At 72.7% G+C, this 21753-nt stretch carries 21 protein-coding genes; 7 read left to right on the top strand and 14 right to left on the bottom strand.

Going from position 1 to position 21753, the window contains the following annotated elements; all coding sequences use genetic code 11:
- Nucleotides 1–9: 9 nt before the first annotated feature.
- The 5 genes from ASE15_RS15075 to ASE15_RS15095 form a co-directional block, all read right to left on the bottom strand.
- Nucleotides 10–1266: a hypothetical protein gene (locus ASE15_RS15075; RefSeq protein WP_056645864.1), complete on the bottom strand. Its 1257-nt coding sequence runs from the start codon at nt 1264–1266 to the stop codon at nt 10–12.
- Between the two features lie 226 nt (nt 1267–1492).
- Nucleotides 1493–3391, bottom strand: a complete 1899-nt coding sequence (locus ASE15_RS15080; protein WP_056645860.1) for an alkaline phosphatase — start codon at nt 3389–3391, stop codon at nt 1493–1495.
- A 222-nt stretch (nt 3392–3613) separates the two neighbouring features.
- Nucleotides 3614–4216 carry a CE1759 family FMN reductase gene (locus ASE15_RS15085; RefSeq protein WP_056764126.1) on the bottom strand — a complete coding sequence of 201 codons (603 nt, stop codon included), beginning with the start codon at nt 4214–4216 and terminating at the stop codon, nt 3614–3616.
- Nucleotides 4213–4719, bottom strand: coding sequence for a MarR family winged helix-turn-helix transcriptional regulator (locus ASE15_RS15090; RefSeq protein ID WP_056645854.1), 507 nt, complete (start codon nt 4717–4719; stop codon nt 4213–4215). Before ASE15_RS15090 ends, ASE15_RS15085 begins: the two co-directional genes overlap by 4 nt.
- A gap of 168 nt (nt 4720–4887) precedes the next feature.
- Nucleotides 4888–5649 (bottom strand): isoprenyl transferase, encoded by a 762-nt coding sequence (locus ASE15_RS15095; RefSeq protein ID WP_056645851.1) that lies wholly within the window; start codon nt 5647–5649, stop codon nt 4888–4890.
- Nucleotides 5650–6062: 413 nt separating this feature from the next.
- Between ASE15_RS15095 and ASE15_RS15100 the strand changes: the two genes are divergently transcribed.
- Nucleotides 6063–6737 (top strand): hemolysin III family protein, encoded by a 675-nt coding sequence (locus tag ASE15_RS15100; RefSeq protein WP_235534472.1) that lies wholly within the window; start codon nt 6063–6065, stop codon nt 6735–6737.
- Between the two features lie 70 nt (nt 6738–6807).
- On the opposite strand, the gene ASE15_RS15105 is transcribed toward ASE15_RS15100, so the two are convergent.
- The 3 genes from ASE15_RS15105 to mca are packed head-to-tail and all read right to left on the bottom strand — an operon-like array spanning nt 6808 to nt 9117.
- A complete protein-coding gene (locus ASE15_RS15105) occupies nt 6808–7800 on the bottom strand; it encodes a carbon-nitrogen hydrolase family protein (RefSeq protein ID WP_056764128.1) in 993 nt (330 codons plus the stop codon).
- A gap of 1 nt (nt 7801) precedes the next feature.
- Nucleotides 7802–8251, bottom strand: coding sequence for a hypothetical protein (locus ASE15_RS15110; protein ID WP_056764129.1), 450 nt, complete (start codon nt 8249–8251; stop codon nt 7802–7804).
- Nucleotides 8248–9117 carry a mycothiol conjugate amidase Mca gene (mca, locus tag ASE15_RS15115; RefSeq protein WP_056646692.1) on the bottom strand — a complete coding sequence of 290 codons (870 nt, stop codon included), beginning with the start codon at nt 9115–9117 and terminating at the stop codon, nt 8248–8250. The genes ASE15_RS15110 and mca overlap by 4 nt, the downstream gene beginning before the upstream one ends.
- A gap of 166 nt (nt 9118–9283) precedes the next feature.
- On the opposite strand from mca, the gene ASE15_RS15120 reads away from it, so the two are divergent.
- The 3 genes from ASE15_RS15120 to ASE15_RS15130 all read left to right on the top strand — a co-directional run bounded on the left by ASE15_RS15120 (nt 9284) and on the right by ASE15_RS15130 (nt 12259).
- Nucleotides 9284–9775: a DUF4307 domain-containing protein gene (locus ASE15_RS15120; RefSeq protein WP_082618489.1), complete on the top strand. Its 492-nt coding sequence runs from the start codon at nt 9284–9286 to the stop codon at nt 9773–9775.
- A 459-nt stretch (nt 9776–10234) separates the two neighbouring features.
- Nucleotides 10235–10717 (top strand): transcription elongation factor GreA, encoded by a 483-nt coding sequence (greA, locus tag ASE15_RS15125; RefSeq protein ID WP_056645841.1) that lies wholly within the window; start codon nt 10235–10237, stop codon nt 10715–10717.
- Between the two features lie 558 nt (nt 10718–11275).
- Nucleotides 11276–12259 (top strand): DUF559 domain-containing protein, encoded by a 984-nt coding sequence (locus ASE15_RS15130; RefSeq protein WP_056764131.1) that lies wholly within the window; start codon nt 11276–11278, stop codon nt 12257–12259.
- Between the two features lie 408 nt (nt 12260–12667).
- Here the strand turns inward: ASE15_RS15130 and ilvA are convergent, their stop codons facing one another.
- From ilvA to ASE15_RS15145, 3 genes are read right to left on the bottom strand one after another with little or no spacing between them, the layout of a single operon-like run.
- Complete coding sequence (ilvA, locus tag ASE15_RS15135; RefSeq protein WP_139107687.1) at nt 12668–13834, bottom strand: threonine ammonia-lyase; 1167 nt, start codon at nt 13832–13834, stop codon at nt 12668–12670.
- Between the two features lie 50 nt (nt 13835–13884).
- Complete coding sequence (locus ASE15_RS15140) at nt 13885–15267, bottom strand: AI-2E family transporter (protein WP_369800620.1); 1383 nt, start codon at nt 15265–15267, stop codon at nt 13885–13887.
- Entirely contained in the window at nt 15264–16496 is a 1233-nt protein-coding gene (locus tag ASE15_RS15145; RefSeq protein ID WP_056645832.1) for a cystathionine gamma-synthase, read from the bottom strand. Before ASE15_RS15145 ends, ASE15_RS15140 begins: the two co-directional genes overlap by 4 nt.
- A 164-nt stretch (nt 16497–16660) precedes the next feature.
- On the opposite strand from ASE15_RS15145, the gene msrA reads away from it, so the two are divergent.
- Nucleotides 16661–17323 carry a peptide-methionine (S)-S-oxide reductase MsrA gene (gene msrA, locus ASE15_RS15150; RefSeq protein WP_056645828.1) on the top strand — a complete coding sequence of 221 codons (663 nt, stop codon included), beginning with the start codon at nt 16661–16663 and terminating at the stop codon, nt 17321–17323.
- 123 nt (nt 17324–17446) lie between these two features.
- Here msrA and ASE15_RS15155 read toward each other — a convergent pair whose 3' ends face one another.
- Together ASE15_RS15155 and ASE15_RS15160 are read right to left on the bottom strand one after the other, a co-directional pair.
- Nucleotides 17447–18391: a glycoside hydrolase family 19 protein gene (locus ASE15_RS15155; protein WP_056645825.1), complete on the bottom strand. Its 945-nt coding sequence runs from the start codon at nt 18389–18391 to the stop codon at nt 17447–17449.
- Between the two features lie 170 nt (nt 18392–18561).
- A complete protein-coding gene (locus ASE15_RS15160) occupies nt 18562–19341 on the bottom strand; it encodes a phosphatase PAP2 family protein (RefSeq protein ID WP_056645822.1) in 780 nt (259 codons plus the stop codon).
- Nucleotides 19342–19467: 126 nt separating this feature from the next.
- Between ASE15_RS15160 and ASE15_RS15165 the strand changes: the two genes are divergently transcribed.
- Nucleotides 19468–20304, top strand: coding sequence for a CPBP family intramembrane glutamic endopeptidase (locus ASE15_RS15165; protein ID WP_056646688.1), 837 nt, complete (start codon nt 19468–19470; stop codon nt 20302–20304).
- Nucleotides 20305–20328: 24 nt separating this feature from the next.
- Here ASE15_RS15165 and ASE15_RS15170 read toward each other — a convergent pair whose 3' ends face one another.
- Nucleotides 20329–21258, bottom strand: a complete 930-nt coding sequence (locus tag ASE15_RS15170) for a LysR family substrate-binding domain-containing protein (protein WP_082608455.1) — start codon at nt 21256–21258, stop codon at nt 20329–20331.
- Nucleotides 21259–21317: 59 nt separating this feature from the next.
- On the opposite strand from ASE15_RS15170, the gene ASE15_RS15175 reads away from it, so the two are divergent.
- Nucleotides 21318–21752: a DUF5997 family protein gene (locus ASE15_RS15175; protein WP_056645819.1), complete on the top strand. Its 435-nt coding sequence runs from the start codon at nt 21318–21320 to the stop codon at nt 21750–21752.
- Nucleotide 21753: the final 1 nt, after the last annotated feature.

The following is a 21753-nucleotide window of genomic DNA, read 5'->3' on the forward strand; positions in this document are numbered from 1 at the left end:
CACGCTCCCTCAGGTGCGCTGGGCGGCCTGGGCCGCGACCGCGGCATCGATCCGCGCCTGCGTGCGCGCCTCGCGCCGGCGACGTGCGCGCACCGCCGCGAGCACGAGCCCGACGAGCACGAGCAGCGACCCCAGCTGGACCCACGGCAGCGCCCACGCGCCGTAGGTCGCCGAGGCGGTCGTGAGCGTGACCTCGACGACGTCGTCGCCCACGACGAGCGGGGTCGTCGCCAGGTCCCCCGAGACCTTGCCGAGCGGCCAGACGCCGTCGATCACGACGGTCCCGCCCGCGTCCTGCCCGGGCAGGACCTCGCGCTGCGCGGGGGCCACGACCTCGCGCACGTTCCAGCCGAACAGGCCCGCGACCGCAGCCTGCGTGTCGGCGCCCAGGCGCACGTTGCCCTCGTTCGCGACCGAGTACTCGACGCGCACCGAGCCGGGCGCGAACGGGTTCCAGCTCGGTTCGTACGTCGCGCGGACGTCGGTGAGGGCGAGCGCCGGGGCGAGGTCGCCCGCGACGCGCAGGTGCAGGCGCGCGCCCACACGGGTGTCGAACGTGACGCTCGATCCGTCCCCCTCGGCGCGGGCCAGCGCGGCGACGACCCCGGCCGGGTGGTCGCCCGGGGTCGCGTCGGCGGGCACCGCGACCGTGAACGGGATGGTCGCCGACGACTCGGCCGCGATCTCGACGCGCTGGCTCGGTCCCGCCGTCTCGCCCTCGCCGAGCGTGATCCACGAGCCGCCGTCGGTCGGCGCGGTGCCGGCCGAGAGCAGGTCGAACTGCCCGTCCGCGGTCACGACGCCGTCGCTCGCGTACACGTCGAACGTCGCGGGGTGGTCGCTGAAGTTGGTCACGGTGACGTGCTCGACGGCCTGGCCGCCCGGGTCGACCGTCACGCGGTAGGACACGCGTCCGTCGGGCCCCTCGGCGGTCGCGGGCTCGACGGCCCAGGTCGTGCGCGCGGCGGGCTGCTCGCCGGAGGCCGGGGCGGCTGCGCTGTCAGCGGCCGCAGCGCCGTCCACGGTCGAGCGCACCGTGCCCGACGGCGCCGCACCCGTCTCGGCGACGGTTCCGGTCACGACGGAGGTTCCGGGGAGGACCAGCGCACCGGCAGGCGCCGCGAGCGCGCCCGTCAGCAGGGCGCCCACGAGGGCTGCGGCGCCGGCCGTCCTGGCCACGCGCGCCGGGGCGGGCAGGCGGACCGGGCCCGCCGGGCGGGCCGGGGCGCGGCGCGGACGAGCCGTGAGGCGGGGGGTGACGTTCATCGAGGAGCTCCGAGCGGGAAGAGTCGTGGCCCCGCGCCCAGCGCGACCCGCGAGCGGGACGGGCGTGGCGCCGTCGGGCAGGAGGACGGGCGCGGCCCGCGGTCACCCGACGACGCACGGTGCGTGACGTCGTCGAGAGACCGACGAGCGGAACCCGAAGAGGCCGCCGGGCTCCCGGCGCGCCGCAGCGCACCCGGGACCCGACGGCTCCGTCAGGTGACGACGGTCAGTCGACCGGGAACAGCGAGACCGTCAGGGTGCCCGCGTAGTCGCCCTCGCGGGTGTCCACGGGGACCTCGAGCGCCAGGTCGGCCGAGACCGTCGTGGTGCCCAGGCGGCTGTCCGAGGTCGCGGTCGCGAGCGTGGCCGGGGCCGCGAGGCCCGTGCCGCCGCCCAGGAGCGAGGCCACGGGCGAGCCCGCGATCACGCCGTCCTTGGCCGAGACCAGGCCGGGGGTCCAGCCGAGGTTCTGGGCGCGCAGCGTGCGCGGGCCCGAGGACAGGTCGCCCGACTGGCCCGAGACGGTCCAGCCGCCCGTGCCGACCGTGGCGGTCGCCCGCGAGTCCGTCACCGAGACCTCGGGGAGCGTGCCCGCGAAGCGCAGGCGGTCGCCCACGTTCTCGCCGCCCGTGAGCGCCACGCCCGCACCGAAGTCCGCGACGGACAGCGTGAGCTTGCCGCCGACCTCACCGGCCTCGGGGACGGTCGCGAGGAGCGGGATGCCGTCGGTGTCGTTCGCGGCCCACAGGGCGTTGGAGACGCGGCCGACGTCGGCGTTGTCGAGGTAGGCGCCACGCACCGGGTCGGTGCCCGTCGCGGCCGCCGCGAGCAGCTCCGAGCCCGGGCCCTTGGCGAACACGGGCACGAGGTGGTTGGTGTGGCCGCCGCTGTTCCAGCTGACCTGGGGCGCCTCGCCCTGCGCGCCCTGGACCGGGGTCCAGGCGGGGTTCGCCGCGGGGCCTGAGAGGTAGCCGCACTCGTGGTCCGCCGTGATGACCACGAGGGTCTCGTCCCAGCTCGAGTTCTCCTCGACCCAGTCCACGACCGTCTCGATGGTCCGGTTGAAGTCGACCTGCTCCTCGACCGCTCCTGCGGTGTTGTTGTCGTGCGAGGCCCAGTCGATCGCGCCGCCCTCGATCATCACGAAGAAGCCCTCGTCCGAGGCGTTGGACAGCACGTTGAGCGCGGCGTCCGTCATCTGCGGGAGCGAGGGCACGTTGTCGTTCTGCGGGGCGGTGAACGGCACGTCGCCCGACTTCAGCGCCGTGCGGTCGGCCTGGAGCGTGCCCGCGACCTGCGCGGTGCCCAGGACGTGCGTGGGCGTGTCGCCCTCGGCGAGAGCGAGGAAGTCGTCCTTGGACTCGACCAGGTCGAACGCCGACTGGCCGTCGACCAGCTTGTTCCACTCGGTCTCGCCGATGTAGCTGTAGCTGGGGTTGGCGCGCTTGTCGCCGTTGTCGTCGTACCAGGGGTTGCCCGCGCCGAAGATCACGTTCGCGCCCGAGTCCATCATGTCGGCGGCGATGTCGTGGTAGTTGTTGCGGTGCTCGTTGTGCGCCAGGTAGGACGCGGGCGTCGCGTGGGTCCACGGCACCGAGGTGACGACTCCCGTGGCCTTGCCCAGCTCGAGCGCGCGCTCGGCGACCGTCTTGAGGTCCTCGTGGTTCTCGTCCTGGCCGATCACGTTGTTGAGCGTCTTGACGCCCGTCGCGAGCGTGGTGGCGGCGGCCGCGGAGTCGGTCGAGTTCTTGAGCGGCGCGGAGAAGCTGCTCCAGTTCTGGACCGGGTCGTACGTGTTGCCGAACTGGTACGTGGACATCGCGAGGGCGACCGGGAACTCCTGGTACACCTGCGTGCCGGCCTGGCCGGGGACCGGGGTCGAGACGCCGCCGGGCTTCACGGTGGTCTGGTAGGCCGTGCGGCCGTGCTCGAACTGGCTGCCGAGGTCGACCTGGTTGAACCCCATCCCGTCACCGATGAGGTGGATGATGTTCTTCGGTCCGGGCGCCCCGGGGTCTGCGGACGGCGCGGCGAGCGCCGGCGTGGTCGAGGAGATCGCGATACCAGCAGCGAGGACGCCGGTTCCGGCGATCCGCAGCCACTTCATCGGTACACGTGAAGTCATGGTCTCTTCCCTGTCGAGGTCTGGTCCGGTCCGGAGTCGAGTTCCGGCCGGCACCTGAGAGCCAAGCGGGTCGAGGTGGCGCGACGGTGAACGGCGAGAGGCCGTGCGGGGACAGATGGGGTAAATGTCCGGCCGGGCCGTGAGACGCCTGCGGGCGCGGGCCGGGTCGCCGCAGACCGTGGGACGCCCGCGGGTCGCGGACGCCCCGGCCCGGTCAGGCCGTCACTGCGGAGGCAGGTCCGCGAACCGCACGAGCTGACCCACGGCGCGCTCGGCGCGCTCGTCGAGCCACGGCATGGGGAAGAGCTCGATCGTCCAGTCCTCCTTGGACGCGAACACGCCCGTGGGCACGATCAGGTCGCCCATGAAGGAGAAGAGGGGGCGCAGCGCCTGGTCGATCACGAGGGTGTGACGGGCCGTGCCGCCCGTGGCCGCGAGCAGCACGGGCTTGTCGACCATCGCGAGCGAGTCGACGAGGTCGAAGAAGGACTTGAAGATCCCGGAGTAGGAGCCGCGGAACACGGGCGAGGCGACGACCAGAAGGTCGGCCTGCTCGACGGTCTTGAGCGCGAGCTCGAGCTCCTCGCTGCGCATGCCCACGACGGTCGCGGTCGCGACGTCCTGCGCGTGCTCGCGGATCTCGACTGTCCGGGCGTCGACCGCGACGCCCGCGGCCGTGAGGCGCGCGACGGTCTTGTCGAGCAGCAGGTCGGTCAGCGCGCGCGTGGTCGAGGGGAAGCTCACCCCGCCCGTGACGGCGACGACGCTCAGCGTCCGGGCCTCGGTCGGCTCCGCGGCGCTCCCGTCCTGGGAGCCCGCGCTCACGCCTCGCTCCCCTCGCGTGCGGGCAGGTGCTCCTGCGCGCCCCGGAGCTTGTCGAGCAGTCCCTTGAGGGTCGCGAGCTCGTCGGCGTCGAGGGCCCCGCCCACGTAGGCGCTGATCGTGCGGACGTGCCTGCGCCCGATCTCCTTCTGGAGCCGCGCGCCCTCCGGGGTGAGCCGGACGATCGTGCCGCGTGCGTCGTCGGGCGCGGGGACGCGTTCCACGAGGCCGCGCTGCTCGAGGCGCTCGGCCATGCGGCTCAGCGAGGGCTGGCTGATGAGGACGAACTCGTTGAGGTCACGCAGCCGGGTCCCGCCCTGGGGGCACGTGGAGAGCGTGAAGAGCACGTCGTACTCGCGCATGGTGAGCTCCTCCCAGATGTCGTCAGCCTGGAAGCGGCGCATGAGGGCGACCTGGGTGCGGAAGAGCGACTCCCAGGTCTCGGCGGCCTCGCGCGTGGTGGCTCGGTCGTGGACGGCGGGGAGGGCGGTGGTGGGGCTTGGCATGCGTCTCTCGATCCTGCGGGGTGCACCGGCCCGACGGCGCCGCTCGCTTCGTCGGCGCACGTCACCCGGGTAGATGCGTTCGTATGAACTCGAGCGGTACAACCGGCGGGGCGAGAGGTGTATTCCGGACCGTCAGGACGGCACGGGCGGTCGCCGTGCCCGGAGGACCTACCTGCCGAGCCGGCGCTCGCGCTGCGAGTACGACCGCAGGGCACGCAGGTAGTCGACCCGGCGGAAGCTGGGCCAGTACGCCTCGCAGAAGTAGAACTCGGCGTGCGCGCTCTGCCACAGCAGGAACCCGCCGAGCCGCTGCTCGCCCGAGGTGCGGATCACGAGCTCGGGGTCCGGCTGCCCCTTGGTGTAGAGGTGCTCCTCGATGTGCTCGACGTCGAGGTTCTCCGCCAGGTCCTCGAGGGACGCGCCGCGGTCGGCCTGCTCGCGCAGGTAGGACCGGACGGCGTCCGCGATCTCGTGGCGTCCGCCGTAGCCGATCGCGACGTTGACCTGGAGGCCGTCGACCCCCGCGGTGCGCTCCTCGGCGTCGCGCAGCGCCGCCGCGAGACGCTCGGGGAGCAGGTCGAGGCGACCCATGACGCGCAGGCGCCAGCGGCCGGTCTCGGCGAGGTCACGCACGGCGTCCTCGATGATGTCGAGCAGCGCACTGAGCTCCTCGTGCGAGCGCGAGAGATTGTCCGTGGACAGCATCCAGAGCGTGACGACCTCGATGCCGAGGTCCTCGCTCCAGGTGAGGAACTCGGCGATCTTGTCGGCTCCGCGCCGATGGCCCGTCGCAGCGGTCTCGCCGAACGACTTGGCCCAGCGCCGGTTGCCGTCGAGGATCACGCCCACGTGCCGGGGCATCGCCTCGCGCGGCAGCGAGGTCGCCAGTCGTCGCTCGTACAGCCCGTAGAGCAGGTGGGGCATGCGCACGTGAGGTCCTTAGCGGTATGAAGGGAGTGGAGCGACGGGGGCCGGCGCGGCCGGGGCGCTCCCGCGACGAGCACGAGGGGCACGAGCCGCGCGGCCGCAGGTCACGATCGAGCAGGTCGCCCGCCAAACGGTACCGGAGGCAACGGTCGAAATGTCCAGTCGCCCGCGCTGCGGTGCGCCTTTGCGCAGGATCTTCACAGTCCGCGGCCGCTACCTACGGTGACGTAACTTACGATGGCGTAGGTTGTTTCCTGAGCCGTTCACGTCGACTCACGTGCAGTCCCCCCGGGTCAGGGACACCCCGCTCCCTGGCCCGACGCAGAACGAGTAGGAGTCTCTCCGTGGCACGACCCTCCGAGCGCCCGTCCGCAGGCGACGCCGTCGAGAACACGCTGGCGTCGACAGGCGAAGCCCTGTCGAGCATCGGCGAGAAGGCCGCCGACGCACTTGACTCGGTCAAGCCCCGCCTGCGCGGCTGGATCCATGCCGGCACGTTCCCCGTGGCCCTCGTCGCGAGCATCGTCCTGGTGATCCTCGCTCCCCCGGTCGCGGGCAAGGTCGCGTGCGCGATCTTCGGCCTGAGCGCCTGCCTGCTGTTCGGCACGAGCGCCGTCTACCACCGTGGGACCTGGTCTCCCCGGGTCGCGGGGATCCTGCGCCGGGCCGACCACTCGAACATCTTCCTCATCATCGCGGGCACGTACACGCCGCTCGCGGTGCTGCTCCTGCCGAAGCAGACCGCGACGATCCTGCTGATCGTCGTGTGGTCCGGGGCGCTGCTCGGGCTCGCGGCGCGCATCATCTGGCTCGGCGCACCGCGGTGGGTCTACGTCCCGATCTACGTCGCGCTCGGCTGGGTCGCGGTCGGCTACATGCCGCAGTTCTGGACCACGCCAGGTGGCCCCGCGATCGTGTGGCTCGTCGCGATCGGCGGGCTCGCCTACACGCTGGGCGCCGTGGTCTACGGCCTCAAGCGCCCCAACCCGAGCCCCCGGTGGTTCGGGTTCCACGAGATCTTCCACGTCCTGACGGTCGTGGGCTTCGGGTGCCACTACGCGGCGATCATGATCGCCGCGCTCAACGCCTAGCCGCGGTTCTCCGGGAGGCCGGATGCGTGGCGGCCGCCGCCGATCAGGTCGATCGACGGCGGCGCCGCGCTCACCGCGTCGGGTCCGGCTCGTACGGCTGCGTGGCAGGGCCGGGAACCGGCACGACGGCGTAACGCCTGTTCGCGAGAGACGGGTTCGTCCGGCGCACCCCGGCCAGGGCCTCGGGGTCGATGTCGGCCGTACGCAGGCCCGCTCGCTCGTCGAGCTCGAGCCCCACCTGGCCGTCGGGCCCCACGAGCAGCGACCGTCCGGTCACGCCCTTGCCGGCCTGCCCGACCGCGAGCACGACCGAGGTGTTCTCGATCGCCCGGGCGCGGGCCAGGGTGCGCCAGTGATCGGCCTTGAGATCGCCCGCGGCCCATGCGGCCGGGACCACCAGGACGTCGGCGCCCGCGTCGACCAGCCGACGGGCCGCCTCGGGGAATCGCAGGTCGTAGCAGGTCATGACGCCGAACGTCAGGCCGCCGACCGTGAGGACCGTCGGCGGCGCGTCGGCGGGTCCTGGCTCCAGGCGGTCCGACTCGCGGTGCCCGAACGCGTCGTACAGGTGCACCTTGCGGTAGATGCCCGACAGCCGACCGTGCGCGTCGATCGCGACGACCGCGTTGACGGCTCGGGTGGGGCGGTCAGGTGCCGCTGCGACCGGGGTGCTCACCGGTGCGCCGCCCGAGCCCTCCTCCGAGGCTGCGCCGTCGGAGGACGTCGAGCCGCGCGAGGTGGGCCCACCGCCCTGCTCGTCCGAGCCACCCTGCGGGGCCCCGGAGCCCGGGATCGTCGTGCCCGCGATCACCGCGACCCCGGTCTCGCTCGCCCAGCGCTGGAGCGTCGTGACGAACGGGCCGTCGAGCGGCTCGGCGTGCTCGATCCCCACACCCCGAGGGTCGAACCCCGAGGCGTACTCGGGGAGCACCAGGAGGTCGGCGTGCAACCGCCCTGCCTCGGCGAACGCCGAGCGCACCACGAGCAGGTTCGCCGCATGGTCGTCCGAGACCTCGATCTGGGCGATCGTGACCCGGACCGGACCGTGCGGCGTCTGCGTCATGTCAGTCGCCGCCGCCGCCGGAGTCGCCGCTCGATCCCGAGTCGCTGCTGCTCCCGGAGTCGCTCGATCCCGCGTCGTCGCGGCTGGAGCCGGCGTCCGACACGCCGTCCCGACGGTCCGGGTCAGCGGCCGTGCCGGCCGTTCCCGACGCTGCGGCCCCGCCCGACGACGCAGCCGCGGCGCCCTTGCCGGCGCCGCGCTCGTCGTAGCGGACCTTGCGCAGCTGCTTGGTCAGCGAGAGGAACAGGACCACGCACGCGAGGGCCACCGCGAAGATCGTGAGGAAGCCCGGGAGGCCCGGCGACACGTCGGTCGGCTCGAGCCCCGGACGGAGCTCGTCGGTCGTCGGCGCGGGAGACGGCGTCGTCTCGGTGGTCACCCCCGCCGCCCAACCGGGGCCTCCGACCAGGTGGGACGACAGGTCGACCGCGAGCTGCGGCGTCGGGCTCATACGAGACCTTCCTCGGTGCGGATGCCGGCGAACAGGTCGTCCTCCGGAAGCGTGGTGGGGACGCGCGACTCGGCGAGCTCGAACTCCTCGAAGGGCCACACGTCGGCCTCGAGGTCGCGCGGGATCGCGAAGAAGAAGCCCTCGGGGTCGATCTGCGTCGCGTGCGCGATGAGCGCCGCGTCGCGCTGCGGGAAGTACGGGGCGACCTCGACGCGCGTCGTGACCTCACGCTCGGGGATCTCGCGGGCGGCCCGCGACTCGACCCAGTCGCTGAAGGGCGACTCGAGCCCTGCGTCCACCACGGCCTCGTGGATCGTGCGGATGCGGTTCATCGAGAAGTCGTGGTTGTAGTACAGCTTGGCGGGCTCCCACGCGGGCGCCCCTCCCTCGACCTGGTAGCGCTCCGGGTCGCCCGCTGCGTGGAACGCCTCGAACGCGACCTTGTGGCACATGATGTGGTCCGGGTGCGGGTAGCCGCCGCTCGGGTCGTACGTCGTGATGACGTGCGGGCGGAACTCGCGGACCAGCTCGACGAGCGGCGCCGCAGCCTCCTCGAGCGGCACGAGCGCGAAGCAGCCCTCGGGCAGCGGGGGCAACGGGTCGCCCTCGGGCAGCCCCGAGTCGACGAAGCCCAGCCAGCGGTGGCTCACGCCGAGCGCCTTGGCCGCTGCGGCCATCTCCGCACGCCGCAGCTCGGCCATGCCCTCCGCGGTCGCGGGGAGCTCGCCGAAGCTCGGGTTGAGCACGTCGCCGCGCTCGCCGCCCGTGCAGCTCACGACGAGGACCTCGACGCCCTCGGCGGCGTAGCGGGCCGACGTCGCAGCCCCCTTGCTCGACTCGTCGTCGGGGTGCGCGTGGACGGCCATAAGGCGCAGCGGTGCACGGTCGACCGTCCCGGGCGCCGATCCTGCGGTCTGGCGCGCCGTCGATTCGGTCACAGGTCCTCCTGGGGGTACTTCGCGGTGAAGAAGTTCAGAGACAATGATGACTCACGAGCAGGTAGTCCACCCAACCCTTGGACGTCGATCGACCATGACGAACAGCACGCCCCCGCTGGGAACTTCCCCGAACCCCGGGCCAGACGCCCTCGACGAGGACGAGAACCCGATCGGCCTCGTGCCGCGCAGCGAGGGCCCCCGGCCCCCGGCAGGACGCTACGGGCCCGAGCCCACGCCCCTGCGACGCCGCCTGGCGATCGCGGGCGTCGTCGCCGCCGCGCTCGTCGGGATCGCCGTCACGGTCTGGATCGGCCTGGGGCAGGCCGCCACGCCCGTGCGCTACGACGACTTCGGCTTCAAGGTCGTCAGCTCCGAGCAGATCGACGTGACGTTCCAGGTCTCCATGAAGCCCGGCACGCAGGCCGAGTGCACGATCGACGCGCTCGCCGACAGCTACGCCCAGGTCGGGACCGTCAAGGTGGTCGTCGGCCCGAGCGACAAGCTCGAAGGCCGGTACACCGTGAGCGTGGCCACGTCCGAGCTCGCCACGACCGGGATCGTCGAGAGCTGCGTCGCGCTGCCCTGACGCCAGGTGCGCTGTGGGCCCTACGCCGGGGTGAGACCAGGGGTGGTCGACGGGGCCCGGCGTCCGGCGTAGAGACTGCGACCGCGTGCTGGGCACGGCGCCAGGAGCCGGCTGCACGAGCTCCTGGCGGCCGCTCCGTGAGCAGTGCAAGGATGGGACCGCGGGCGGTGCCGCCCGCAACGGTTCGGAGGCGTCCCACGACGGGTCGCGGGGCAGACCACGGAGGTCTGCGGGGGCAGGGAACGGTGTGATGCAGCGGACATTTGGTATCCTGAGGGATTCACGCTGCCCCAGAAGCTTCAGGACCAGCGAAACCCGCCACGCGGCACCGGCCACCGGTCGGTGCCACCACCACGGGCAGGCAGCGGAGTCGCTCTCACCCGCACCCACTGCCTCCCCCTGTGCGGCCACGTCTACAGACGACGGCCGCCGGAACGCAAGGAAAGGAAGGAGCGAACCGTGACCGAGACCAGCGTCACCTGGCTGACCCAGGAGGCACACGACAGGCTTCAGGCCGAGTTGGCTCACCTGTCCGGTGCTGGCCGCACCGACATCGCCGAGCGCATCGCCGCCGCCCGCGACGAGGGCGACCTCAAGGAGAACGGCGGATACCACGCCGCCCGCGAGGAGCAGGCCAAGAACGAGGCGCGCATCCGCGAGCTCACCGCGAAGCTGCGCAACGTGCAGATCGGCACGCCCCCGGACGACGGCAAGGTCGAGCCCGGCATGGTCGTGACCGCGAACGTGGCCGGCGAGGAGATGTCCTTCCTGCTCGGCTCGCGCGAGATCGCCGGCGGCACGGACATCCGGGTCTACTCCCCCACGTCCCCGATGGGCGCCGCGATCAACGGCACCTCGATCGGCGACAAGGTCTCCTACACGGCTCCCAACGGGAACGAGATCGCGGTCGAGATCCTCGCCGCCAAGCCGTTCGAGGCCTGACCTCGCTGCACAACAACGTCGCCGCTCCGGACGGAGCAGGCTCGACGCACCCCTGACGGCCCGGGAACCGCAACGGTTCCCGGGCCGTCGTGCGTCCGGGGCGTGGTGGCGACAGGTGGCGTGCATCCGGGGCGTGGAGGCGACAGGTGGCGCGCGTCCTGGGCGCCGCGGCGGCTCGCGGGCGTGCGTCCGGGGCGCCGCGCGCGGCTCGCGGCGTGCGGCGTGCGGCTCGCGGCGTGCGGCTCGCGGCGTGCGTCGCAAGCCCCCGCCGAGTCGAGTCGCGGGTACCTGGTCGGCGCCCGGCTCGCCAGGTGCCGATGTCGAGCAGTCGAACGGCCGAGCAGGCGGCGGGCCACGGCCCCGAGCCCGGTACTCGACACCGACACTCGGGGTGCCCCAGCGAGATGCGGCCAACGGGGGTCATCTCGGCAGTTCGACCCCCGTTGGCCGCATCTCGATCCCAGGGTCGGGCCCTGGCCACCCCTCGCGGCCTAGCCCGTCATCCACAGGACCCACGACCGACCCCACGAGGACGCCCGGATCTGCGAGCCTCTCCCCGTGCCGTCTGCCCTCGTCCCGCTCCCGCCCACCCCCTTCCTCGTGGCCGACGCCTACGCGGTCGGGTGCACGCGCGACCAGCTTCGCCACCCTGCGCTGCACGCGCCGGTGCGCGGGGTACGTATGGCGGCCAGTTCCGCCGACGATCTCGAAGCACTCTGCCGAGCCGTCGCGCTGACCTTCCGGGACGGGGACACGTTCTCGCACCTCACGGCGGCCGCTCTCCTGGGACTGCCTCTGCCCGCGCACCATCGACCGCTCGAGAGGTTGCACGTCTCCAGCCGCGCTGGGCTACGACCGCGCGAGGCGGCGCTGATCGTCGGGCACTCCGGGGCGATCGCCCGGCATTCCTTCCGACAGCGACAGCTTCCGGTGACCGTCCCGGCACGTACATGGCTCGACCTCGGGAGCATGACGGGTACCGGCACAGGTGCCCACCTGACAGTCGAGGACCTCGTCGTCCTGACCGACGCGGTCCTCGGTCTGCGCCACCCGGCCACCACGCGCCTCCAGCTGGAGCGCGCACTGTCCTGGTTCGTGAGGGGCCGAGGGCGGCAGACCCTGCGGACTGCGCTCGCCGCTGCCCGGTCGTTCGTCGACTCCCCGATGGAGACGCGGGTCCGGCTCCAGCTGGTCGCATCAGGCTTCCCGTGCCCGGTGGTCGGGGCAGACCTGCTCGCCGAGGACCAGTGGGTCGCACGTCCCGACATGTGCTGGCCGCAGGCGCGCATCGCGATCGAGTACGACGGCGCACACCACTACTCGTCCCAGCATCAGATGCGCAGCGACGTCGCCCGGCGGGAGAACATGGAGCGGCTCGGCTGGCGGGTGATCGTCCTCTACTCGCAGGACGTGCTCACGGCGTGGGAAGCGACCTGCGGGCGGCTGATCACCGCGTTCGAGGACCAGGGTGTGGACCTCCGCCGGCTCGCCGACGCTCCCGACACCCCGGTGCGCGCCCGTGTCGTCGTCGCTCGACGCTGACCGGCCCCAGCTCCGGCTCCGGCTCCGGCTCCGGGCCTGGCTCCGGGCCTGGCTCCGGGCCCGGCCCTGCCCGGGCCCCACGCCCACACCCACACCCACACCCACACCCACACCCACGGTCGCCGGAGAGCGCAGGCGCCGGCGCACGGCCGCCACCCTCGAGATGCGGCCAACGGGGGCCGTCTCAGCGATTCAACCCCCCTTGGCCGCATCTCGGCGTCAGGTCAGCCCAGCCCCCAGCGAGCGCAAGGGTGCCAGCCCGACTCAGCGAGTCAGGACCCCTCAGCCCGCAGCAGGGCCGCGACACCACGGCGCCAGTTCACCTCAGCCCGTCCAGCCCTGCGCCCGCGAGCAGCGCAGCCCATCTCAGCCCGTCCAGCCCTGCGCCCACGAGCAGCGCGGCTCACCTCAGCCCGCCAGGACCCGGTACCCCGCACCCCTCAGCTGCGCGACGAGCGCCTCGCAGTGCTCCTGCCCCTTGGTCTCGACCTGCATGCGCACCCACGCCTCACCGATCGCGAGGTGCACGTCGGTGCGGTCGTGGTCGATGTGCATGATCGAGCCACCGACCCCCGCGATGACGTCGAGCATCTGCGCGAGCGCCCCCGGCCGGTCGTCGAGCAGGACCTGCATCTGCATGTACCGGCCCGCGGCCGCGAGCCCGTGCCGCAGCACGCGCAGCAGCACCAGCGGGTCGATGTTCCCGCCGGACAGGATCACCACGACCGGGCCTTCCCACCCGGTCGGGTCGGCCAGCAGCGCGGCCACCCCGGCGGCTCCCGCGGGCTCGACGACGAGCTTGGCCCGCTCGGTGATCATCAGCAGCGCCCGGGACAGCTCGTCCTCGGTCACCGTGCGGACCTCGGAGCCGAGCTCGGACACGATCGAGAACGGCACGGGGCCCGGGGTGCCCACCGCGATGCCGTCGGCCATGGTCGAGCGGGCGAGCGACGTCGTCGGGACCCCGGCCGCGAGCGACCCCGGGTACGCCGCCGCACGCGCTGCCTGGACCCCCACGACCTTGACGTGGGGCGCGGCCTCGGCCATGGCCGCCGCGACGCCCGCGACGAGCCCGCCGCCGCCGAGCGGCATGACGACCGTGCGGACGTCGGGCACCTGCTCGAGGATCTCGAGCGCGAGCGTGCCCTGGCCCGCGACCACGTCCGGGTGGTCGAACGGGTGGATGAACACGGCGCCCGTGCGCTCGGCCTCGGCCTTGGCCGCCGCGAGCGTCTCGTCGACGTCGACGCCGACCAGGCGCACCTCGGCCCCGTACTCGCGCGTCGCGGCGACCTTCGGCAGCGCGGCGTCGACGGGCATGTAGACGACCGCCTGGATGCCGAGCAGCCCCGCCGCGAACGCGACGCCCTGGGCGTGGTTGCCGGCGCTCGCCGCGACGACGCCGCGCGCCTTCTCCTCGGCCGTGAGCCGGGCCATGCGGATGTACGCCCCGCGGATCTTGAACGATCCGGCGCGCTGGAGGTTCTCGCACTTGAGCAGCACGGGCACGCCCACGACCTGGCTGATCGCGCGGCTCGTCTGGACGGGGGTCCGGTAGGCGACGCCGTCGAGCATGCGGGCCGCGTCGCGGATGCTGTCGAGCGTCACGGCGGGTCGGGCGAGGGTCACGCGTCCTCGCCCGTGCTCGTCCCAGGGCCCGACGGCGCCGCGCGCCCGGGGCGGGCACGCCGTCGACCCGCGGGGGTCGAGGAGGCCGGGACCATCTCGTCGTCCGCGAGGTCCGCCTCGGCGCGACGGATCATGACCGGGAGCAAGGGCTCGCCCCGGATGACGAGGGTGTCGTCGGTCCCCAGGTCGGGGAACTTGTCGTGCCCGTTGAAGTACAGGACCACGGTGTTGATCAGGGCAGCGAGCGGCACCGCGAACAGCGCGCCGACGATGCCTGCGGCGAACCCGCCGGCCGCGACCACGAGGAGCACCGCGACGGGGTGCAGCGAGACCGCGTGCCCCATGAGGAACGGCTGGAGAGCGTGGCTCTCGATCTGCTGGACCGCGAGCACGATGCCCAGCATGATGAGCGCCGCGACCCACCCGTTCGCGACCAGCACGACCAGCACGGCGACCGCGCCCGTCACCACCGCGCCCACGATCGGGATGAACGAGCCGACGAACACGAGGATGCCGAGCGGCAGGGCCAGGGACGGCACGAAGAACGCCGCGCCGACACCGATACCGACCGCGTCGACGAGCGCCACGAGGATCTGGGTGCGGGCGTAGGCGGACAGCGTGACGATGCCACGGCGTCCGGCCTGGTGGATCGTGTCGCGCGAGCGCGCCGGGAACAGCCCCACGCACCAGGACCAGATGGTCCGTCCGTCGAGCAGGAAGAAGAACGTGCAGAACAGCGCGATCACGGCCCCCGCGGCCACGTGACCGACCGTCGTGGCCGCACCCAGCGCGCCCGACACGATGCTGTCCTGGCTCGAGGCGATGAACCCCTCGAGCTCCTTGAGGTACCCGTTGATCTGCTCGACGCCGAGCCCGAACGGACCCGACTCCAACCAGCTCATGAACTCGTTGAAGCCGTCGATCGCCTTGTCCTTGAGCTCGGCGATACCGCTCACGATCGTGCTGCCGGCGACCGTGACGAGCCCTGCGACGACCACGAGCATCCCGAGGAGCGCCGAGATCGAGGCCAGCCCGCGCGAGAAGCGCAGGTGTCGCTGGAGGAAGCCGCGGACGGGCGTGAGCAGGACCGTGAGGAGCAGCGCGATCGCGACCGGGACGACGATCACCTTGAAGAGCCCCGTGACGTAGAGGCTCGCGGTGACGAGCGCGCCGATCAGGAGGAGTCTCCAGGACCAGGCCGCGGCGGTCTGGATCGACGGCGGGACGGCGTCCGCGCCGAACGGCTTGCCGCCGCGCGTGCCCTTGCCGGCGGAGGCCGTCGAGGACGCGACGGCCCCTGCCGTGGCGGGCGACGCCGTCGGGCGGGGGGTGCCGGCCTGCGCCTGGGCGGCGCGACGCTTGCGGGGTGCCGCGCTCACGCGAGCGCCCGCGCGAGGTCCGCGATCAGGTCGGCCGCGTCCTCGATGCCGACCGACAGGCGCACGAGGTCGTCGGGGACCTCGAGGTCCGACCCCGCGACCGACGCGTGCGTCATGCGACCGGGGTGCTCGATCAGGGACTCGACCCCGCCGAGAGACTCCGCGAGCGTGAACACCTGGGTGCCGGCGCAGACCGCGAGCGCCTTCTCCTCGCTCCCTGCCCGGAAGGACACCATGCCGCCGAAGCCGCGCATCTGCCGTGTCGCGAGCTCGTGGCCGGGGTGCGAGGCCAGCCCCGGGTAGATGACCTGGGTCACCGCGGGGTGCGACTCGAGGAACTCGGCCACCGCCGCGGCGTTGGCCGCGTGCCGGTCCATGCGGACCGCGAGCGTCTTGAGACCGCGCAGCGTGAGCCACGCGTCGAACGGCCCAGCGACCGCGCCCGAGGAGTTCTGGTGGAAGCCGACCGCGTCGGCCAGGCTGCGGGTTCCCGCGGGCGAGACGAGGTCGCCGGGGAGCTCGGCCCCGTCGGCCACGACGAGCGCTCCTCCGACGACGTCGCTGTGCCCGCCGATGTACTTGGTCGTGGAGTGCACGACGACGTCCGCGCCCAGGCCGATGGGCTGCTGCAGGTAGGGCGTCGCGAACGTGTTGTCGACCACGAGGGTCGCGCCGTGCTCGTGCGCGATCTCGGCGAGGGCGGCGATGTCGCTGACCCCGAGCAGCGGGTTCGTGGGCGTCTCGACCCACAGGACCTTGGTACGGCCGGGCTGGACCGCGGCCCGCACGGCGTCGAGGTCGGTAAGGTCGACCGCGGTGTGCTCGATCCCCCACGGGCCGAAGACCCGGGCGACCAGGCGGTACGTGCCGCCGTACGCGTCGTCGGGCACCAGGACGTGGTCGCCCGGGCGCAGCGTCGCCCGCAGGAGCGTGTCCTCCGCGGCGAGGCCCGAGGCGAACGCGAAGCCGCGCGCCTGCGGAGCCCCGGCAGGCGTCTCGACGGCGCCGAGCGCCTCCTCGAGCGCGGTGCGGGTCGGGTTCGCGGACCGGGAGTACTCGTACCCCCCGCGCAGACCGCCGACGCCGTCCTGCTTGTAGGTGGAGACCTGGTAGATCGGGGGCACGACGGCCCCCGTCGTCGCGTCCGGGTCCTGTCCCGCATGGATGGCGCGGGTCGCGAAGCCGGTGCTCGACCAGTCGGGGTGGGAGGGAGTGCTCGCGCTGCTCATCCTGTGAGCCTACGTGCCCCGAGGGCGCGCGTTCCTGCGGAACACGACGGTTCTCGGAGAGCGGACGTGTGCATTTCACCCACGCCCTCGTGGCGGGAGGGTTCCGGGGAACAGCCGACGGCGACGAGGTGTTGCCCAGGTGTCGGCAACAGGTGGAGGTAAAGATGTTCGAGTCGTTGTTCGGGTCCTCGATGAAGACCCAGATGGTCGCGCCCGAGAAGGCGCTCGCCGGGCGGGACCAGCCCGTGCTCCCCGCGGCCCGCCCGCACACGGTCCTCGGGACCTCGATCACGGGTCCCTGGCCCGAGGGCACACGCGTGCTGTACCTCGCGATGGGCTGTTTCTGGGGGGCCGAGGAGATCTTCTGGCAGGTGCCGGGCGTGATCTCGACGGCCGTCGGCTACATGGGTGGCACCACGCCGAACCCCACGTACGAGGAGGTCTGCACCGCACGCACGGGGCACACCGAGACCGCGCTCGTCGCGTACGACCCGTCGGTCGTGAGCGAGGAGGAGCTGCTCAAGATCTTCTGGGAGCGCCACGACCCCACGCAGGGCTACCGGCAGGGCAACGACGTCGGCACCCAGTACCGCTCGGCGGTCTACTGGACGACGCCCGAGCAGGAGGCCGCGGTCCGCGAGACCGAGGCCCGCTACCAGAAGGTGCTGACCGCACGCGGGCTCGACCCCATCACCACGGAGGTCGCGCCGGCCGAGGGCCGCACGTTCTACTACGCCGAGGACTACCACCAGCAGTACCTCGACAAGAACCCCAACGGGTACCGCTGCCACGCGACGACGGGGATCCCGTTCCCCGACGCGGCCTGACGCTGGGCTGAGCAGCCTCGCCGAGAAGTGCGGAGGTGCCCCTGATCCGACCGGATCAGGGGCACCTCCGCACTTCTCGGCGGGTTGACCCTGCGGGTCCGGGGCGAGCCGCCCCTCAGCCGCTCAGCAGGTCAGGCCCGAACCCGCCGCGACGCCCAGGATCGCGGTGATCTTCTGGTAGCGGTCGACCCTGCTCTGGACCGACGCAGGGTTGCCCCCGTTGCACTCGAGCGCCCCGTTGAGCGAGTTGATCGTCTGGCCGAAGCCCGCACCGCCGACCATCGCCTCGTGCGACGTCATGACGCCCGGGCCGTTCTGCGTGTTCCAGTACCAGAGCGCGGTCTGCCACGCGATCGACGGGTCCTGCTCGACGAGCCACGGATTGTTCAGCAGGTCGATCCCGAGCGCGTCCCCGGCCGCCTTGTAGTTGAAGTTCCAGCTGAACATGATCGGCCCCCGACCGTAGTAGGCCTCCTGGCCCGCCGGGCACCCGAACGACTGCGAGTAGTCGCACTTGATCCAGTAGTTCGCGGTGTTGATCTCCTTGACGTACCGCAGGCCGACCGACTCGAAGTCGGCGTGGGTCAGGAACGCCGCCGCCTCCTGGGTCTTCATGGTGTCGGTCCCGGTGTTCGCGAACCTCGGGTACGCGGCCAGGGCGTCGACGAGCCCCTGGTAGGTGTAGAACGCGTCGCGCTTCGGGAAGATCGCGTCGAACTCGGCCTCGCTGACCACGAAGTCGGACTCGAGGCCCGTGCACGCCCCGGCGTCGGTCCACGCGCTCGTCGCGCCCGGGCTCTCGCGCTGCGTCCACCACTTCGCGACGAAGTTGCGGCCGTGGTGCGAGGCGGTCGCGCCACCCTGATAGGCCGTGGTCTCGCTCCAGGCGCCGGCGCACGTGCTCGCGGGTGCCGTCGTCTCGGTGACGACCGCGAGCGGCGCTGCGGCCGGTGCGGTGGTCGCGGCTCCTGGTGCGGCCGCTGCCGTCGCGACGACCGCGCTCACGAGTCCTGCGGCCACGATCGCGACGCCTCGGCGCACGCCCGAGACAGTTCTTGTGCCGAACATCCAAGCCCCCATTTTTTGCTCATCGTCGAACACTTCAGAGCGGCATCTCGCCGCGGTGACAACGTAGCGACGCGGACAAATGTCAGCAACTCGAACAAACCGACCAATCGACAGGTTTCGGCGCGTCCACGCGAGGGGTCAGGTCGCCCTCGTCGCCCTGCACGTCACCGTCAGCCCCGCCGCACGTCAGCCTCGCCACGAACCCCCGGCGCGAGCACCAGCCGGCGCACCACCTCGTTGCGGCACAGCACCCCGAGCCCCGCAGCCCCCGGCCCCCGCAGCGCCAGGACGACCGCCACGACGACGCACACACCGACCGTCGCGCCGGCGACGACGTCGTGCGGGAAGTGGACACCCTGCACCAGGCGCGCCGCGCCCGTGACGACCGCGAGGAGCACGGGCGCGGCGACCATGGCCCGGTGCGGCGGGAGGCGACGCGCACGGCGGAACCGGAGCGCCGTCGTCGTGCCGAACAGGGCGTCCGCGGCTCCCCCGCGGGCCCGACCCGTCGCGAGCGCCGTGAGGACCACCGAGGTCGCGAGCGCGAACGCGATGGTCGTGTGGTTGCTCGGGAACGACCAGTCCCCCGCCTCGGGGCAGTGCGCGATCTCGATGAGGTCCCAGCAGCCGCGGGGCTGCTGGACGATGGTCTTGGCGACCTCGGACGTCGCGTACGCGAGCACGGCCCCCGCGCCGCCGACGACCGCGGTCGCGACGGCCACGAGCCCCGCCCCGCGCGCCTGCCAGGCCGCGAGCAGCCACAGCAGGGCCAGGACGATCACGCCGACCTCGGCCACCAGCTCGACCCCGGGCAGGTCCGCGGTCCGGGCCGTGACCACGAGGTAGAGGTCGGTGCTGGGTCCGCGCAGGAGCAGCAGGGCCGGCACGACGACGGCGGCCGCGAGCAGCCAGAGCAGGGCCAGGAAGAGAGGCGATCTGGGGGACTTCACCCCGGAATGGTACGGAGGTGAACAGGGGATGAACATCCGCCCACGGTCGGACCCGGCGACCTCCCGGCAACCCTCGCGCGGCCCACACCCCGCCTTCACGAGCCCAGCCGTGGCATCGTGGGGCGCGTGACCGCAGCCCGCAGCGCCGCCCCTCCCGAGACGGTCCTGCGCGTCGCCTGGCGGCTCCTCGCCGCGGCGCTCGTGTGCGGGTCGGCGGTCCTCCTGTTCGCGGTGCACGTGCGGCCGCTCGGGTACGTCCCGCTCATCGCGGGCGTGGTGCTGGGACTCCTGGTGGACCGGCGGCTCGGGCGCGACCTGCTGCTGATCGCGCTCGGCATGGGCATCATCAGCACCATCCCGCTCGCGGCGGACCTGACCGACGCCGGGATCGCGCGCTTCGCCGTGGTGCTCTCGCTCGCGGTGCTGGTCCCGTGGGCCGTCTCGCGCTACGTCTACCGCGACGACGCGATCCGGTTCCCCGTGCGCACGGGCAGGCGCTGGAACCGGACGCAGATCGTGTACCTGCTCGTCGTCCTGGTCGCGGGCTACCTGATCCTGCCCGCGTACTTCATCGGGTCGGGCTCCTACCAGAACTGGCCGCCGATCGAGACGCCGCAGGAGATCGCGCGGCTCTTCGTCGGCGTCAACGCCGTGGGGATCTGGGACGAGCTGTTCTTCGTGTGCGTCGTGTTCGCGCTGCTGCGCCGCCACTTCGCGCTGTGGCCCGCGAACCTCCTGCAGGCGACGGTCTTCGTGTCGTTCCTGTGGGAGCTGGGCTACCGCAGCTGGGGTCCGCTCCTGACGATCCCGTTCGCGCTGGTCCAGGGCTGGATCTTCGCGCGCACCAAGTCGCTGACCTACGTGGTGTGCGTGCACCTGCTGTTCGACGCGATCGTGTTCGCGGTGCTGGTGCACGCGCACCACCCGGAGCTGTTCGACGTGTTCGTCACGGGCGGGCGCTGAGCCGCCCACCCGGGCAGCGCCGGGTCAGCGCCCCTTCTTGCGGCCCTTCATCGACTGCGACTTGCCGAGCCGCTTGGCGACCGACCTGCCGGACTTCTTGCCGCCGCTCGGGGCCTGCTTGGCGCCGCTGCGCGCGGCGGCGCTCGTGGCCCTCGCCCCCTTGCCGCCTGCACCGTTCTTGCTGCCCGACGACGAACGCCCGTCCTTCTTCTTGCTCACCTCGGGCGTGGGGGGCGTCGGGCCGGCCACGCCTCGCGAGCTGTTCGCGGTGCGGCCGCGCACGATGCCGATGAACTCCTCGACGAGGTCCGTCTTGTCCTCGGTGACCCAGCCCAGCGCGACCGGCGCCTCGGGGCCGTCGCCGAGCGGCCGGTACGTCAGGTCCTTGCGGTGGTGCAGCCGCGCGAGGGACTGCGGCACGACGAGCAGCCCGATCCCCGCGGCGACCAGCTCGATCGCGTCGGCCGTGGTGGCGGGCCGCTCGCGCGCGGGCTTGCCGGGCAGCGCGGGCCGGTCGTCGTCCGCGGCAGCGCCGTCGGAGCCCTCGGCCCAGCCCAGCACGTCGTCGAGCGGGTGCAGGAGCACCTCGTCGGCGAGGTCGGCCACGGTGAGCGCTTCGTCACTCTCGAGCGCCGCGAAGACGTGGTCGCGCGGCACGACGACGACGGGCACCTCGGTGTACATCGCGATGTGGCTCAGGTCCTCGCTGCGCACGGGGCGACGCAGGATCGCGACGTCCGCTCCGCCGTCGAGCAGGAGGGCCTCGACCTGCGCGGACGGCACCGCGAGCGCCTCGAGGCGCACGCCGGGGACGCGGTCGATCCACGTCCGCACCCACTTGGACGGGGTGACGCCGGGGACGTAGGCCACGCGGAAGCCGGGGGCCTGCGCGTCGGATACGTCCTCGGCCGGTTGCTCGGCCTCGTGCTCGGCGCTGCGCGCAGTCTCTTCCACCCGACAACACTAGCCGCCCCGGGACGAGGAACCGTGGCCGGGACCGATACCCTGGGACCATGAGCACCCCGCACTCCTCCCAGACCATGAAGCCCGCTACCGCGGCGAAGAAGCTCGGGGTGTACCTTCCCGCCACTCCCCAGGAGTTCCAGGAGGGGACCATCACGCGCGGCCAGCTCGAGGAGCTGGAGACCAACCCGCCCGAGTGGCTCGTCGAGCTCCGCCGCAACGGACCCCACCCGCGACCCGTCGTCGCCGGTCGCCTGAACGTCTCGATCGCGGGCCTGGCCCGCGGCGGCGTCGAGGAAGCACTGACCACCGAGCAGATCAACGAGCTCCGTGAGGACCCGCCGGCGTGGCTCGAGCGCGAGCGCACCGTCCAGGCCGAGGTCCGCGCCGAGGAGGAGCGCATCAAGGAGCGCGACCTCAAGAAGGCCAAGAAGGTCGCGCGCGCGAACCGCGAGGCCGAGCACAAGGCCGCGGCGGGCGAGTGAC

Origin of the sequence: Oerskovia sp. Root22 (assembly GCF_001429135.1) — a bacterium.
In the GTDB taxonomy this organism is placed as follows: domain Bacteria; phylum Actinomycetota; class Actinomycetes; order Actinomycetales; family Cellulomonadaceae; genus Oerskovia; species Oerskovia enterophila.

Coding starts and splice junctions, on each gene's coding strand:
- ASE15_RS15175 (WP_056645819.1), top strand. CDS start 21,318: ATGAGCACCCCGCACTCCTCCCAGACCATGAAGCCCGCTACCGCGGCG.
- ASE15_RS15120 (WP_082618489.1), top strand. CDS start 9,284: ATGACGAACAGCACGCCCCCGCTGGGAACTTCCCCGAACCCCGGGCCA.
- ASE15_RS15090 (WP_056645854.1), bottom strand. CDS start 4,719: ATGCCAAGCCCCACCACCGCCCTCCCCGCCGTCCACGACCGAGCCACC.
- ilvA (WP_139107687.1), bottom strand. CDS start 13,834: ATGCTCGACGGCGTCGCCTACCGGACCCCCGTCCAGACGAGCCGCGCG.
- ASE15_RS15145 (WP_056645832.1), bottom strand. CDS start 16,496: ATGAGCAGCGCGAGCACTCCCTCCCACCCCGACTGGTCGAGCACCGGC.
- ASE15_RS15105 (WP_056764128.1), bottom strand. CDS start 7,800: ATGACGCAGACGCCGCACGGTCCGGTCCGGGTCACGATCGCCCAGATC.
- ASE15_RS15155 (WP_056645825.1), bottom strand. CDS start 18,391: ATGTTCGGCACAAGAACTGTCTCGGGCGTGCGCCGAGGCGTCGCGATC.
- ASE15_RS15075 (WP_056645864.1), bottom strand. CDS start 1,266: ATGAACGTCACCCCCCGCCTCACGGCTCGTCCGCGCCGCGCCCCGGCC.
- msrA (WP_056645828.1), top strand. CDS start 16,661: ATGTTCGAGTCGTTGTTCGGGTCCTCGATGAAGACCCAGATGGTCGCG.
- ASE15_RS15110 (WP_056764129.1), bottom strand. CDS start 8,251: ATGAGCCCGACGCCGCAGCTCGCGGTCGACCTGTCGTCCCACCTGGTC.
- mca (WP_056646692.1), bottom strand. CDS start 9,117: ATGGCCGTCCACGCGCACCCCGACGACGAGTCGAGCAAGGGGGCTGCG.
- ASE15_RS15080 (WP_056645860.1), bottom strand. CDS start 3,391: ATGACTTCACGTGTACCGATGAAGTGGCTGCGGATCGCCGGAACCGGC.